The sequence below is a fragment of the Sinorhizobium fredii USDA 205 genome (assembly GCF_001461695.1).
In the GTDB taxonomy this organism is placed as follows: Bacteria; Pseudomonadota; Alphaproteobacteria; order Rhizobiales; family Rhizobiaceae; genus Sinorhizobium; species Sinorhizobium fredii.
On the sequence record NZ_AUTC01000165.1, the window covers coordinates 25891 to 40574 of the forward strand.

Genomic DNA, 14684 nt, shown 5'->3' on the forward strand with positions numbered 1-14684 from the left:
CCTCGCTCAGAGCGGCCGTTTGGCGACGATCATATAATTGACGTCCATGTCCTTCGACAGGTTCCACTGATTGGCGAGCGGATTGAAGAACACGCCGGTGCGCTCGGTGACCTGCATGCCGCTGGCTTCGAGCGGCTTTTCCAGCTCTTCCGGGCGGACCAGCTTTTCATACTGGTGGGTACCGCGCGGCAGCCAGCGCAACACGTTCTCGGCCGCGAAGATGGCGAGCGCCGCGGCCTTCAGCGTGCGGTTGATGGTGGCGACGAACATCAGGCCCCCCGGCCGCACCATATGGGCACAGGTCGTCATAAAGAAATCGACATCGGCGACATGCTCGACGACCTCCATGTTGAGGACGATATCGAAACTCTCGCCGGCGTCGGCCAGAGCTTCGGCGGTCACGGCGCGGTAATCGACGGTCACACCGCTGCCCGCCGCATGCGTCCTGGCAATGCCGATATTCTTTTCCGAAGCGTCCGCCCCCAGGACGTCCGCTCCCATGCGGGCCATCGGCTCGGACAAAAGTCCGCCGCCGCAGCCGATATCGAGAAGGCGCAGGCCTTTGAGCGGCTGCGGGCTTTTCGGGTCGCGGCCCAACTGTTCGCACACCTTGTCGCGGATATAGGCGAGGCGCACCGGATTGAACTTGTGCAGCGGCCGGAACTTGCCGGTTGGATCCCACCACTCGGCCGCCATCGCCGAGAAACGGTCCACCTCGCTCTGGTCGATCGTCGTGCGTGCCGTCTCGCTCATCGCAGCCTCCTCGCCTTGTCCGGTTGGGGCGCGGGGCAGCCTGACTTGCCCGACCATCGCCTCATCTGTCCGTGAAGTCGGACGATCGACGGGCGATGTCAAGGGGCGGCGATGCGACCGTTCAGAGCTTGGCAGGCCGATACTGCAGGATGACGACGCCGGACTTCAGCGGGCGGACATGGGTGAGCTCCAGCTTGGTGCGTTCGGGAATATTCTGAAAGAGCGGCGTGCCTTTGCCGAGCAGCACCGGATTGATGCCGAGACGGTACTCGTCGACCAGTCCCTCGGCGGTGAGCGTGGCGGCGAAATCGGCGCTGCCGAAAATGAAGATCGTGCCGCCTTCGCGCTCCTTCAGACGCTCGACCTCGGCGACGGCGTCGCCGGCGATGAGGGTCGTGTTGTTCCAGGCGGCGCTCTGGAGCGTCCTCGAGAAGACGAATTTCTCGGCGCCGTTCATGAAGGTGGCGATGTCGCCCTCCGCCGACGGCCAATAGGCCGCCATCATCTCGTAGGTCGCGCGGCCGAAGAGCAGGGTATCGGCTTCCAACTGGGTCTCGCCGATATAGGCGGCAAGCTCGTCCTCGAAGACGAACCAGTCGATGTCGTGTCCCGGCGCCTCGAAGAATCCGTCGACGCTGACCATGTCCCACATGATGACCTTGCGCATAGTCTCTCCTCCGGTTGAGCGTGGCTGTCGAAATCTCTGCCTTGAATTCCAGAATGACAAAACCGATTCATTTTTACAAGTGGTTTTATATAGCAAGCATTTATGCGGCGAACATGGCGTTCTTGGTCGGATCGGCTTATTCTCCTGCCGGGGCGACTTTGTGCGTGGGTGAGACGAATGTCCGGTTGTGGTGATGATGACCGACTGGCGCTGGACCTTCTCATCCGCGGCTTTCAGGTGTCGCGGATCATTCGGCTGGTGGCCGATCTCGAGATTGCCGACCGGATAGCGCCGGAGACCTCGATGAGCATTGCCGCGCTCGCAAGGGAAAGCGGCGTCCTCGCCGCGCCGTTGTTGCGCGCCGTGCGGGCGCTCGCCGCCTTCGGAATATTCCGGCTCGACCAGAACGGGAACGTCGCCCACACGCCGCGCTCGCTGCTCCTGAGAGCCGATGCGCCGCAAAGCCTCTCTCACAGCGCGCGCTTCTGGACCACGCCCGGTTCGTGGCGTGCGTGGGAATTTCTGGATGTGGCGCTCCACGACCGGGTGCCCCATGAGGCGGCCTGGGGAACGGATCGCTTCAGCTATCTGCGCGACCATCCGGCAGAGGGACGGCTTTTCGACGCGTTCATGGCGCATTTTCCGGACAATCGGCATAATGCCGTCGCCGACTCCTATGATTTCTCCGGCACTGGCTTGGTCGTGGACGTCGGCGGTGGCAATGGCGAGACGTTGCGCCGGATCATTGCACGACATCCGGGGCTGCGTGGCATTCTTTTCGATCGCGCCGATGTCATTGCGGCCGTCCCGCCCGCCATGCTGGCCGAGGGGCGGATGACGACGCAGGCGGGCAGCTTCTTCGAGAAGCTGCCGTCGGGGGCGGATTGCTACATGCTGGTGCGCGTCTTGCATGACTGGCCCGACGAAGCGGCGCTGCGAATTCTGCAATCCTGCAGGGCGGCGACGCCGGAGGGCAGCCGGCTGCTGATCGTTGAAGCCCTTATGCCGGTTGACCCATCGCTCGGGCGGCAGACGGAATATCTCATCGACATGCAGATGATGGCGATGTTCGGCCGGGCGCGCGAACGTACCGAGGCCGAGTATGGCGGCTTGCTGGCTGAGGCGGGTTTCGAATTGACGAAGGTCATGCCCACGGCATCCCCAGTCTCCATCCTGGAGGCCGCGCCTTCTTGACGCTCAAGACTCCTCCTTCCTCCCATTGCACGCCGCTCCCTGATCCGCTAAGAGACGCCCCGACTTTCCGCTCCCCGAAGCGGTGGCTGGCCGATGTCCGAGAAGTCTCTGCTTTTTGATCGTCAGCGCCGGCGGGAGCACTGTCGGGCTGAGGCGCGAAACATGTTGGTACGGTAGAGGCGAAATGGCACGCATCGTGATGAAATTCGGCGGAACCTCCGTCGCAGATTTGAACCGCATCCACAATGTCGCCCGCCATGTGAAACGCGAAGTCGACGCCGGCCACGAGGTTGCGGTCGTCGTCTCCGCGATGTCCGGCAAGACCAACGAGCTGGTCGGCTGGGTCGAGAACATGCCGAAGGTCGCTGGCTCGAATGCGCCGTTCTACGACGCCCGGGAATATGATGCTGTCGTCGCCTCCGGCGAACAGGTGACCTCCGGTCTGCTGGCGATCGCGCTGCAGTCGATGGGAATCAATGCCCGCTCCTGGCAGGGCTGGCAGCTGCCTATCAAGACCGACAACGCGCATGGCGCGGCCCGCATCCTCGACATCGACGGCGCCGATATCATCCGCCGCATGGGCGAGGGCCAGGTGGCGGTCGTCGCCGGCTTCCAGGGGCTCGGTCCGGACAATCGTATGGCGACGCTCGGTCGCGGCGGCTCCGATACTTCCGCTGTTGCGATCGCGGCCGCCGTCAAGGCCGACCGCTGCGATATCTATACCGACGTCGACGGCGTCTACACGACCGATCCGCGCATCGAACCGAAGGCGCGGCGATTGAAAAAGATCGCCTTCGAGGAAATGCTGGAAATGGCCTCCCTCGGCGCCAAGGTCCTGCAGGTGCGCTCGGTCGAGCTCGCCATGGTGCACAAGGTGCGTACCTTCGTGCGCTCTTCTTTTGAGGATCCCGATGCGCCGGGCATGGGTGACCTTCTGAACCCGCCCGGTACGCTGATTTGTGATGAGGATGAGATCGTGGAACAGGAAGTCGTAACCGGCATCGCCTACGCCAAGGATGAAGCCCAGATCTCGCTGCGTCGCCTGGCCGACCGGCCGGGCGTTTCCGCCGCGATCTTCGGGCCGCTCGCCGAAGCCCATATCAACGTCGATATGATCGTCCAGAACATTTCCGAAGACGGCTCCAAGACGGACATGACCTTCACCGTGCCGTCCGGCGACGTCAACAAGGCGCTGAAGGTGCTCTCCGACAACAAGGAGAAGATCGGCTACGACGTCGTCCAATCGGAATCCGGCCTCGTCAAGGTTTCGGTCATCGGCATCGGCATGCGCAGCCATGCGGGCGTTGCCGCCTCCGCCTTCCGCGCGCTTGCCGACAAGGGCATCAACATCAAGGCGATCACCACCTCCGAGATCAAGATTTCCATCCTGATCGACGGTCCATATGCGGAATTGGCGGTTCGCACTTTGCATTCCGCCTACGGTCTGGATAAGAGTTAGGCAGCAGGCATTCGATTGGGGATTCGCGGCCGGCAAAGGCCGCGCTTCCCGTCACGTGCCGTCGTTTATTCTTATTCGGGAGACCCTACGCGATGAGAGACCTTTCCGCGGGTCCGCGCGTTCTCCTCAAGCGGTTGCGCGAGCTCATGGCGGAACCGCTCGAGCCGCAGGAGCGCCTTGACCGGATCGTGCGCCAGATCGCACAGAACATGGTCGCGGAAGTGTGCTCGGTCTATGTGCTGCGCTCTGACGGGGTGCTCGAGCTTTACGCCACCGAAGGTCTGAACAAGACCGCCGTACACCTGGCACAACTGAAGATGGGCCAGGGCCTCGTCGGCACCATCGCCGCTTCGGCGCGTCCTCTCAATCTCTCCGACGCGCAGGCGCATCCGGCCTTCACCTATCTTCCGGAGACAGGCGAGGAAATCTACCACTCGTTCCTCGGCGTTCCGATCCTGCGCACCGGACGCGCGCTCGGCGTTCTCGTCGTGCAGAACAAGGCGATGCGCAACTACCGCGAGGACGAGGTCGAGGCGCTCGAGACGACCGCCATGGTGCTTGCCGAGATGGTTGCGACCGGCGAGCTCAAGAAGATCACCAAGCCGGGCCTCGAGCTGGATCTTTCACGCCCCGTCTCGATCGAAGGCAACAGCTATGGCGAAGGCATCGGCCTTGGCTATGTGGTGCTGCACGAGCCGAGGATCGTCGTCACCAACCTGCTCAACGAGGACACGGAGCACGAGCTGCAGCGCCTCGCCGAGGCGCTCGGGTCGCTGCGCATCTCGATCGACGACATGCTGTCCCGGCGCGACGTGTCGATGGAGGGCGAGCATCGCGCCGTGCTCGAGACCTACCGCATGTTCGCCCATGACCGGGGCTGGGTGAGAAAGCTCGAGGAAGCGATCCGCAACGGCCTGACGGCGGAGGCGGCGGTCGAGCGCGTGCAGAGCGAAACCAAGGCGCGGATGATCCGCCTGACGGATCCCTATCTGCGCGAGCGGATGCACGACTTTGACGACCTCGCCAATCGGCTGTTGCGCCAGCTCTCCGGCTACGGCGCCAAGCTCTCGGCGTCCGACTTCCCGAGCGACGCGATCATCGTGGCGCGCGCCATGGGTGCGGCCGAACTGCTCGACTATCCGCGCGAAAACGTCCGCGGCCTGGTGTTGGAAGAGGGCGCGGTCACCAGCCATGTGGTGATCGTTGCACGCGCCATGGGGATTCCGGTCGTTGGGCAGGCGGCGGGGGCCGTGGCGCTTGCGGAAAACCGCGACGCAATCATCGTCGACGGCGACGACGCGAAGGTGCATATGCGGCCGGTCGCCGACCTGCAGCGCTCCTACGAGGAAAAGGTGCGCTTCCGCGCCCGCCGCCAGGCGCAGTTCAGGGCGCTCAAGGACGTCGAGCCGCTGACGAAGGACGGCAAGCGCATCACGCTGCAGATGAACGCCGGGCTCCTGGTCGATCTGCCGCACTTGAACGAAGCGGGCGCCGAGGGCATCGGCCTGTTCCGCACCGAACTGCAGTTCATGATTGCCTCGACGATGCCGAAGGCGGAAGAACAGGAAGCCTTCTACCGCAACGTCCTGAAACAGACGGGCGGCAAGCCGGTGACGTTCCGCACGCTCGATATCGGCGGCGACAAGGTGGTTCCCTATTTCCGCGCCGCGGAAGAGGAAAATCCGGCGCTCGGCTGGCGTGCCATCCGGCTTTCGCTCGACCGGCCGGGTCTGCTGCGCACCCAGTTCCGAGCCATGCTGCGTGCGGCGGCCGGCGCCGAGTTCAAGCTGATGCTGCCGATGGTGACGGAGGTGACGGAGCTGAAAGTCGCGCGCGAGCTCCTGCAGAAGGAGATCGAACGGCAGTCGAAGCTCGGCGAGCAATTGCCGCGCAAGCTGCAGTTCGGGGCGATGCTGGAGGTGCCGGCCCTGCTCTGGCAGCTCGACGAGCTGATGGCCGAGGTGGATTTCGTCTCGGTCGGCTCGAACGATCTCTTCCAGTTCGCCATGGCCGTCGATCGCGGCAATGCGCGCGTTTCCGACCGTTTCGACACTCTCGGCCGGCCGTTCCTGAGGATCCTGCGTGACATCGTGCGCGCCGGAGAACGCAACGATACGCCGGTGACACTCTGCGGCGAGATGGCGAGCAAGCCGCTTTCGGCCATGGCGCTGCTCGGGATCGGCTTCCGCTCGGTGTCCATGGCGCCGACCGCGGTCGGTCCGGTCAAGGCCATGTTGCTGGCGCTCGATGCGGACAAGCTGGCCGAAGTCCTGAACGCCGCCCTGGACGACGTAAGATCGGAGACGCCGGTCCGCCAGCTTCTGGTCGATTTCGCGGCGGCCAACGGCATACCGGTATAGATTGACTGAGAGCGTCTTTGTCCTCGTCCGGATCTGGTTCGGGCGGGGTGGACGCGTTTGAAGCGACAGTGTTTGGGGTGAGAGTTGGCAAAGCTTCCTGTTGAAAAGATGCGCGAGCTCGAGCGGCGGTTCGCAGAGATCGAGGCGCGGATGTCCGCCGGCCCCGCGGCCGATGTCTATGTGAAGCTCGCCTCCGAATATTCCGAGTTGCAGCCGGTGGTGACGAAGATTCGTGCCTACGAAAAGGCGACCGCCGAGCTTGCCGACATCGAGGTGTTGCTCGCCGACCGGGCGACGGACAAGGACATGCGCGACCTCGCGGAGATGGAAAGGCCCGAGGTGGAGGAGCGGATCGAAGCGCTCGAGCAGGAGATCCAGATCCTGCTCCTGCCGAAGGACGCGGCCGACGAAAAGAGCGCCATCCTCGAAATCCGCGCGGCACCGGCGGCTCGGAAGCGGCGCTCTTTGCCGGCGACCTTTTCCGCATGTATGAGCGCTACGCAGCAGGCAAGGGCTGGCGCGTCGAGGTGCTCTCGGCGAGCGAGGGTGAAGCCGGTGGCTACAAGGAAATCATCGCGACGGTTTCGGGGCGCGGCGTGTTCTCGCGGCTGAAGTTCGAGTCGGGCGTGCATCGGGTGCAGCGCGTGCCGGAGACCGAAGCGAGCGGCCGCATCCACACATCGGCGGCGACCGTCGCCGTGCTGCCGGAAGCCGAGGAGATCGACATCGAGATCCGGGCGGAGGACATCCGCATCGACACGATGCGTTCTTCGGGGGCGGGCGGTCAGCACGTCAACACCACGGACTCGGCGGTCCGCATTACCCATCTGCCGACCGGCATCGTCGTCACGAGCTCGGAAAAGTCGCAGCACCAGAACCGCGCCAAGGCCATGCAGGTGCTGCGCTCGCGGCTCTTCGACATGGAGCGTCAGCGCGCCGACAGCGAGCGGTCCGCCGACCGCAAGAGCCAGGTGGGGTCCGGCGACCGCTCGGAGCGCATCCGCACCTATAATTTTCCGCAGGGCCGCCTGACCGACCACCGAATCAACCTGACGCTCTACAAGCTCGACCGGATGATGGAGGGGGAGATCGACGAGGTCGTCGACGCCTTGCTTGCGGACCATCAGGCAAGCCAGCTCGCCCTGCTCGGCGAACGGCAGAATTGAGCCGGCGATGCCCGAGACACTGGACAGGCTGCTTGCCGAGAGCCGCGATCGGTTGAAGGAAGCCGGCATCGAAGGAGCGGCGGTCGACGCCCGGCACCTGGTCTCCGGTCTCCTCGGCGTCTCGCTCGCCGGCCTGATGGCGAGGGGAGGGGAGCCGCTCAGCCCGCAAGATGCAGCACGTATCCGTGCCGCCGTCGAACGCCGCGCGGCTCGAGAGCCGGTCTATCGCATCCTCGGCGAGCGGGAGTTCCATGGACTGACTTTCAAGCTTTCGAAGGAAACGCTGGAACCGCGGCCGGACACCGAAACGCTCGTCGATTGCCTGGTACCGCTCGTGCGGCGGATTGCCGCCCGGAAAGGGCACTGCCGGCTCATCGATCTGGGAACAGGCACCGGAGCGATTTGCCTCGCTCTTCTTGCCGCGGCACTTGACGCGCGAGGCCTCGGCACCGACATATCCGAAGACGCCTTGGCGACGGCACGCGAAAACGCGAAGAGGAACGGGCTCGCCGATCGGTTCCAGACACTTCGAAGCGACTGGTTCGAGACGGTGGAAGGGCGGTTCGACATCATCGTCTCAAATCCGCCGTATATCCGGTCCAAAGTCGTAGCCGAGCTTGAGCCGGAAGTGAGATACTTCGATCCGGCTGCCGCCCTGGATGGCGGAAATGACGGGCTTGATGCCTACCGTGCCATCGCTCTTCACGCCGGACGACACCTTGAAGCGGACGGCATAATAGGCTTGGAAATCGGTTTCGATCAAAAGCAGGCTGTGGCGGCGCTGTTCGAGGCGCAGGGCTTTCGCTTGCTTGAGAGCGCCTTGGATCTCGGCGGCAACGACCGGGTCCTGATATTCGAGCAGGACGTCAAAGGCAGCACGACCGTTGAAAAAATGCTGCACTAGCGCCCCTCTTTTCTGGAAGAGCAAAGAAAGGGCTTGGAATCCCCAAGGAAGCGGGCTAGTTTCTGGCCACGCACTGGGCAGAAGGTCATGGACCGGAGATTCGTTCCAGTATGACCTGGCCACGGGGATTGCTCTCAAGAAAGAGTTGCTAGGGTTCGACAGTGCCTTGTGCGGGTACCTGTTAATTTGACGTCAGCCGGCGCCGGGATCGCGAACAGGCGGTCTGCCATGGCGCGTGTTTTCTCGGGCGCGGACAATCCGGCCGGGATACGGAACCATATGATCATCATTAGCAAGAAAATTCAGGTGAATGGACTATGAGGCCAGGACAGCAGAACAAGCGCGGCCGTGGGCGGAATAACAACAACGGAAGCAACAATAACAACAACAATAACCGCAAGGGATCCAACCCCTTGACGCGGACCTACGACAGCTCCGGCCCGGACGTGAAAATTCGCGGTACCGCCCAGCATATCGCCGAGAAATATTCAGCGCTTGCACGCGACGCCCAGAGCTCCGGCGATCGTGTGATGGCGGAAAACTACCTGCAGCATGCCGAGCACTACAACCGCATCATTGCGGCGGCACAGGCCCAGATGCAGGACCGCTTCCAGCGCGAAGAGCGCCAGGACTACCAGGATCGCGATATCGACCGCGACCAGGACGATCTGGATCAGGTCTATGCCGAGCCGGCTCCGGCGGCGGCTGCGCCTGTGGCGGCGCCGACGGTCAGCGAACCGCAACCGGTTATCGACGGCTCCGGCCCGCAGCCGGTGATCGAAGGCGTACCCGCCGAAGTCGCGATGGACGAGGAAACGTCTGCGGCTTCCGGCCGCTCGGCATCCCGGCGCCGCAGTGCCTCCCGACCACGTCGCCAGCCGCGCCGCAATGCCTCGGACGAGCCTGCCGCGGAAGGCCAACCGGCCGGCGACGCTGCCGCCCTGGCGGCATCGGAATAAACAGCAGGCTTTCCAAATTTCTTCTTTTCGAAGCCCGGCCCCACGGCCGGGCTTTGCGCTTTTAGTGCGGTTCGACGAGAAGGAATTTCGCCGAACGCCGCCTTCCGACGCCCTTTAATTTCCGAAAATATCGCCCCATATTCGCTTCGAAGACCTGATCCCTCACCATGCGGGATCAGTCAATCAATGCCGGCTTGCCGAATGCGGGAGCCTGATCCTGAAACGCCGGCCAGTGCCACGACGATGGGCTAGCCGGGCAATGGAGGTAAGATATGAATATCGAGAAATATTCCGAGCGCGTCCGCGGCTTCCTGCAATCCGCGCAGACCCATGCGTTGGCCGAAGGGCACCAGCAATTCACGCCGGAGCACGTCCTGAAGGTCCTGCTCGACGACGACCAAGGCATGGCGGCTTCGCTCATCGAACGGGCCGGCGGTGATGCGCGCGAGGCGCGTGCCGGCACGGCCGCGGCGTTGGCGAAGCTTCCGAAAGTCACCGGCGGCAGCGGCTCCGTCTACCTGTCGCAACCGCTCGCCAAGGTTTTCACTGCGGCGGAAGAGGCGGCCAAGAAAGCCGGCGACAGCTTCGTGACCGTCGAGCGGCTGCTTCTGGCGCTGGCGATCGAAAGCTCCGCCGCGACGGCCTCGATCCTCACGAAAGCGGGCATCACGCCGACGAAACTCAACCAGGTCATCAACGAGATCCGCAAGGGCCGGACCGCCGACAGCGCCAATGCCGAGCAGGGTTTCGATTCGTTGAAGAAATACGCGCGCGATCTCACCGAGGAAGCGCGGGACGGCAAGCTCGATCCGGTTATCGGCCGGGATGACGAAATCCGCCGCACGATCCAGGTGTTGTCGCGCCGCACCAAGAACAATCCGGTGCTGATCGGCGAGCCGGGCGTCGGCAAGACAGCGATCGCCGAAGGCCTGGCGCTGAGGATCGTCAATGGCGACGTGCCGGAGAGCCTCAAGGACAAGCGCCTGATGGCGCTCGACATGGGCGCTCTGATTGCCGGTGCGAAGTACCGCGGCGAGTTCGAGGAGCGGCTGAAGGCGGTGCTCAACGAGGTGCGCGCCGAAGAGGGCGAGATCATCCTCTTCATCGACGAGATGCATACGCTGGTCGGGGCCGGCAAGGCGGATGGGGCGATGGACGCCTCAAACCTCCTGAAGCCTGCGCTGGCGCGCGGCGAATTGCACTGCGTCGGCGCGACGACGCTCGACGAATACCGCAAGCATGTCGAGAAGGATGCGGCCCTTGCCCGCCGGTTCCAGCCGGTGATGGTCGAGGAGCCGACGGTCGAGGACACGATCTCCATCCTGCGCGGCCTCAAGGAAAAATACGAGCAGCACCACAAGGTACGGATTTCCGATTCCGCGCTGGTCGCCGCCGCGACCCTATCCAATCGCTACATCACGGACCGTTTCCTGCCCGACAAGGCGATCGACCTCATGGACGAGGCGGCGTCGCGGCTCAGGATGCAGGTCGATTCCAAGCCGGAGGAGCTCGACGAGCTCGACCGGCGCGTCATCCAGCTGAAGATCGAGCGCGAGGCCCTGAAGAAGGAGACCGATGTCTCCTCGAAGGACCGCCTCGAAAAGCTGGAGCTCGACCTTGCGGCGCTGGAGGAGCAGGCGGCGGCACTGACGGCCCGCTGGCAGGCGGAGAAGCAGAAACTCGGTCGGGCCGCCGACCTCAAGAAGCAGCTTGACGAGGCGCGCAACGAGCTGCAGATCGTCCAGCGCAAGGGTGAATTCCAGCGGGCGGGTGAGCTTGCCTATGGCGTCATCCCGACGCTCGAGAAGGAGCTTGCCGAGGCGGAGAGCCAGGATAGTTCGAGTGCCAACGCCATGGTGCAGGAGGTCGTCATTCCCGACAACATCGCCCATGTCGTGTCGCGCTGGACCGGCATTCCGGTCGACAAGATGCTCGAAGGCGAGCGCGACAAGCTGCTGAGGATGGAAGACGAGCTGGCGAAATGGGTCGTCGGCCAGGGCGATGCCGTGCAGGCCGTGTCCCGCGCCGTCCGCCGTGCCCGCGCGGGCCTTCAAGACCCGAACCGGCCGATCGGCTCGTTCATCTTCCTCGGCCCCACCGGCGTCGGCAAGACGGAGCTTACCAAGGCGCTAGCCCGCTTCCTGTTCGACGACGAGTCGGCGCTGATGCGCATCGACATGTCGGAATACATGGAGAAGCACTCGGTCGCCCGGCTGATCGGTGCACCGCCCGGCTATGTCGGCTATGAGGAGGGCGGCGCACTCACCGAATCCGTCCGCCGGCGGCCCTATCAGGTCGTGCTGTTCGACGAGATCGAAAAGGCGCATCCGGATGTCTTCAACGTGCTGCTGCAGGTGCTCGATGATGGCCGTCTGACCGATGGTCAGGGCCGCACCGTCGACTTCAAGAACACGATGATCATCATGACCTCGAACCTCGGCGCCGAATACCTGACCGGGCTCGGCGAGAACGAGGACAGCGACGCGGTCCGCGACCAGGTGATGGAGGTAGTGCGGACCGCCTTCCGCCCGGAATTCCTGAACCGGGTCGACGAGATCATCCTGTTCCACCGGCTGCGCCGCTCGGAAATGGGCGCGATCGTCGATATCCAGCTGGAACGGCTGCGCAAGCTGCTCGGCGAGCGCAAGATCACGCTGGAGCTCGAGGACGAGGCGCGCGCCTTCCTCGCCGACAAGGGTTACGACCCGGCCTACGGCGCCCGACCGCTGAAGCGAGCGATCCAGAAATATGTCCAGGACCCCCTGGCGGAGAAGATGCTGCAGGGCGAGTTCCCGGACGGATCGGCGATCAAGATCATTGCCGGCTCCGACCGGCTGCACTTCAAGCGTGGCACGGCTACCGCCAAGGAAGCCGCGTAATCCTGTTTCTCGAAGTATAAAAGGCTGCCGTCAAACGGCAGCCTTTTTTCTTTGGCCCGTTGCGAAGGACTCTATTGGCTTGCGACCTCACTCGGATCGTCCTTGCCGAGGAGTTCGTCGATACGCTCGCGCTCGTTCTCGAACTTGGCAAGGACGTCGCCGGAAAGCGACTTGCCGCCCGGCAGGCGGATGCGTAAGGGGTCGACCTTGTTGCCGTTGACGATCAGCTCGTAGTGGAGATGCGGGCCGGTCGACAGACCGGTGGTGCCGACCCAGCCGATCACCTGGCCCTGCACGACCTTTGCGCCGGGCTTGACGTTCTTGGCAATGGCGCTCTGGTGGTTGTAGGACGAGACATAGCCATTGGCGTGGCGGATCAGCGTCTGGTTCCCATAGCCGCCGGAGTCCCAGCCCGCCTTTTCGACGACGCCATTGCCGGCGGCGATGATCGGTGTGCCGCGCGGCGCCGACCAGTCGACGCCCGTATGCATGCGCGAGAAACCGAGGATCGGGTGGCGACGCATGCCGAAGCCGGAACGGAAGTGGCCGTTCGGAACCGGGTTGCGCAACAGGAACTGGCGGATGCTCTTGCCGGCCTCGTTGAAATAATCGATCGAATTGTCGTCCGGATCCTGGAAGCGGTAGAACCGCGTTTCGGCATCGCCGAACTTGGCATCGACGTAGAGAAGCTCGGATTCCTCCGTCGCCTGCCCGCTTTCATCGGTGACGGAGAAGAAGGCTTCCAGCGAATCCGTCGGCTTCAATTGCGCCTGGAAGTCGACATTGCTCGCCAGCAGCTTGACGATCAGCGAAATCATCTCGGCGTTCATGCCGTAGGAGAGGGTGGCTCGATAGATGCCGTCATAGACGCGCGGCAGATCGTGACCCGTGGTGACCACCGGCGTTCCGTTGTCGTCAAAGGCGGTGGCGACCGCATCGAGTTTGGGAGGCTCGGCCCCAGGCACGAAATGACCGCGATCGTCGAGTGCCATTGTCAGAACGTGGCGATTGCGCGAATAGACCGTCGCCCGAACGATCCTTGCTTCCTCGCCCTTCTGGATGATGCCGATGCGCAGCACGTCTCCAGCGCCAAGTTCCTTGGCGCCAAGCGAGGTCTCGAGGTAGCCGGCTGCGTCCTCGGCCTGGGCCTTGGCGTAGCCCGCATTCACCAGCACTGTGGCGATCGGCGTGGCACGGCGAACCGGGATGATGTCGTCGGCATATTCCGTGCTCTGCTCGGTGATGGTCTCGTGGGTCGAGACGGTCATGTTCTCCTCGACGATCCGGGCCGAGAGGCCCTGGATCAGGTCGAGGTTGTCGGTGTCGGAAGCGAAGCGTTGCGGATCGACATAGAAGAGCGAAGCGACCTGGGTGTTGCCCTCGGTCAGCACGGAGCCGTTGGTGCGGACATTCTCCTCCACTTCGTCGAGCGACATCGACGGGGCAAAGCTGAAGCCGGATCCCTTCACCGGAAAATCGACGGTCTTGAGCGCCACTTCGGATTCGACGTCGGAGCCGTAGATGGTGCCGGTTTTCGCCGGTGGCGGCTCGGCCTCTGCCTCGTCCGTCGAAAATATCGCCAGCGGGTCGAAAGCGGGATAGTCCTGCGAAGCCTGGTGGTTGGCGGCGAGCGCCATCTTGACGTGGACGAAGGGCCGGCGGCGGACCACCTCCTTCTCGCCGTCATGGATCATCGTCGAGACTTCCATGACCGTCTTGTCGGCCGGCTTGGCGACGATATTGGGCGAAAGAATCCGGTTGCCGCGCTTGGCGGCACTGATCGGCGCGGCACCCGGTGCGGCAGGATCGAGCGCCGCGAAGGCCTCGGCCGGGATTGCCAGCTGCTGGCGACCGTCGAGCGCGGCGAAAAGCGCCACCCCCATCAGCAGGCTCGACGTGATGCCGGTCAGGAACGTGCCCGACAGCCAGCGCATGGAGATCTCGCGCCGGTCCGGCGCGCGGCGTCCATCCGCGAGGATCGGCGGTTGATCGCCGAGCGACCGCAGCATGTTCCTGTTGCTGATCATGCCAGGCTTGAGGTCCCCTGATTGCTCTTGCCGTATTCTTAACGTCGATACGTTGCGCGAAAGATGTGCATGCTCCGCGCGCCGAAGTCAAATCGCGGGCCGAGTGGGCCGGCGCGGCGCCCCGAAACGAAGCGTAGGTGATTTGGCTTAGATCGGCGGATTGTGAAGAAGTGAGGGCGAAATTGTGAATCCACAGGCCGCAAGAGGGGTGGAAAAGAATCTTCGAGCGGCAAACCCTGTGTTTCCGGGCTTTGTCAGAAAACTGTCATTTTTTTCCAAGAACCCTGTTGACGTGTTGGAGGGTGCGGGTCTATAA

9 protein-coding genes and 1 pseudogene are annotated in these 14684 nt (G+C 63.6%); 7 read left to right on the forward strand and 3 right to left on the reverse strand.

Going from position 1 to position 14684, the window contains the following annotated elements:
• Positions 1 to 6 precede the first annotated feature (6 nt).
• Both ubiG and N181_RS24115 read right to left on the reverse strand, forming a co-directional pair.
• The gene (gene ubiG / locus N181_RS24110; protein ID WP_037394740.1) at positions 7 to 753 is read right to left on the reverse strand and encodes a bifunctional 2-polyprenyl-6-hydroxyphenol methylase/3-demethylubiquinol 3-O-methyltransferase UbiG; all 747 of its coding nucleotides are present in this window, start codon (positions 751 to 753) and stop codon (positions 7 to 9) included.
• Between the two features lie 121 nt (positions 754 to 874).
• Positions 875 to 1420, reverse strand: a complete 546-nt coding sequence (locus tag N181_RS24115; RefSeq protein WP_014329511.1) for a dihydrofolate reductase family protein — start codon at positions 1418 to 1420, stop codon at positions 875 to 877.
• A gap of 177 nt (positions 1421 to 1597) precedes the next feature.
• On the opposite strand from N181_RS24115, the gene N181_RS24120 reads away from it, so the two are divergent.
• The 7 genes and pseudogenes from N181_RS24120 (at position 1598) to clpB (ending at position 12341) form a co-directional block, all read left to right on the forward strand.
• Positions 1598 to 2614, forward strand: coding sequence for a methyltransferase (locus N181_RS24120; RefSeq protein ID WP_037394743.1), 1017 nt, complete (start codon positions 1598 to 1600; stop codon positions 2612 to 2614).
• 184 nt (positions 2615 to 2798) lie between these two features.
• Positions 2799 to 4073, forward strand: a complete 1275-nt coding sequence (locus N181_RS24125) for an aspartate kinase (RefSeq protein ID WP_014329509.1) — start codon at positions 2799 to 2801, stop codon at positions 4071 to 4073.
• Between the two features lie 92 nt (positions 4074 to 4165).
• On the forward strand, positions 4166 to 6433 hold the full coding sequence (gene ptsP / locus N181_RS24130) for a phosphoenolpyruvate--protein phosphotransferase (RefSeq protein WP_014329508.1): 2268 nt from the start codon (positions 4166 to 4168) through the stop codon (positions 6431 to 6433).
• An 84-nt stretch (positions 6434 to 6517) separates the two neighbouring features.
• Positions 6518 to 7599: pseudogene (gene prfA / locus N181_RS24135) on the forward strand (peptide chain release factor 1).
• Positions 7600 to 7606: 7 nt separating this feature from the next.
• Positions 7607 to 8503 carry a peptide chain release factor N(5)-glutamine methyltransferase gene (prmC, locus tag N181_RS24140; RefSeq protein ID WP_014329506.1) on the forward strand — a complete coding sequence of 299 codons (897 nt, stop codon included), beginning with the start codon at positions 7607 to 7609 and terminating at the stop codon, positions 8501 to 8503.
• 317 nt (positions 8504 to 8820) lie between these two features.
• Complete coding sequence (locus tag N181_RS24145) at positions 8821 to 9462, forward strand: DUF4167 domain-containing protein (RefSeq protein ID WP_014329505.1); 642 nt, start codon at positions 8821 to 8823, stop codon at positions 9460 to 9462.
• Positions 9463 to 9734: 272 nt separating this feature from the next.
• Positions 9735 to 12341: an ATP-dependent chaperone ClpB gene (gene clpB, locus N181_RS24150; protein WP_037394749.1), complete on the forward strand. Its 2607-nt coding sequence runs from the start codon at positions 9735 to 9737 to the stop codon at positions 12339 to 12341.
• Between the two features lie 71 nt (positions 12342 to 12412).
• Here the strand turns inward: clpB and N181_RS24155 are convergent, their stop codons facing one another.
• The gene (locus tag N181_RS24155) at positions 12413 to 14368 is read right to left on the reverse strand and encodes a M23 family metallopeptidase (protein ID WP_014329503.1); all 1956 of its coding nucleotides are present in this window, start codon (positions 14366 to 14368) and stop codon (positions 12413 to 12415) included.
• Positions 14369 to 14684 lie beyond the last annotated feature (316 nt).

Excerpts from the sequence above, each read along its gene's own strand:
- clpB (WP_037394749.1), top strand. The coding sequence starts at position 9,735 with ATGAATATCGAGAAATATTCCGAGCGCGTCCGCGGCTTCCTGCAATCC.
- N181_RS24120 (WP_037394743.1), top strand. The coding sequence starts at position 1,598 with ATGTCCGGTTGTGGTGATGATGACCGACTGGCGCTGGACCTTCTCATC.
- N181_RS24145 (WP_014329505.1), top strand. The coding sequence starts at position 8,821 with ATGAGGCCAGGACAGCAGAACAAGCGCGGCCGTGGGCGGAATAACAAC.
- prmC (WP_014329506.1), top strand. The coding sequence starts at position 7,607 with ATGCCCGAGACACTGGACAGGCTGCTTGCCGAGAGCCGCGATCGGTTG.
- N181_RS24115 (WP_014329511.1), bottom strand. The coding sequence starts at position 1,420 with ATGCGCAAGGTCATCATGTGGGACATGGTCAGCGTCGACGGATTCTTC.
- N181_RS24155 (WP_014329503.1), bottom strand. The coding sequence starts at position 14,368 with ATGATCAGCAACAGGAACATGCTGCGGTCGCTCGGCGATCAACCGCCG.
- N181_RS24125 (WP_014329509.1), top strand. The coding sequence starts at position 2,799 with ATGGCACGCATCGTGATGAAATTCGGCGGAACCTCCGTCGCAGATTTG.
- ubiG (WP_037394740.1), bottom strand. The coding sequence starts at position 753 with ATGAGCGAGACGGCACGCACGACGATCGACCAGAGCGAGGTGGACCGT.
- ptsP (WP_014329508.1), top strand. The coding sequence starts at position 4,166 with ATGAGAGACCTTTCCGCGGGTCCGCGCGTTCTCCTCAAGCGGTTGCGC.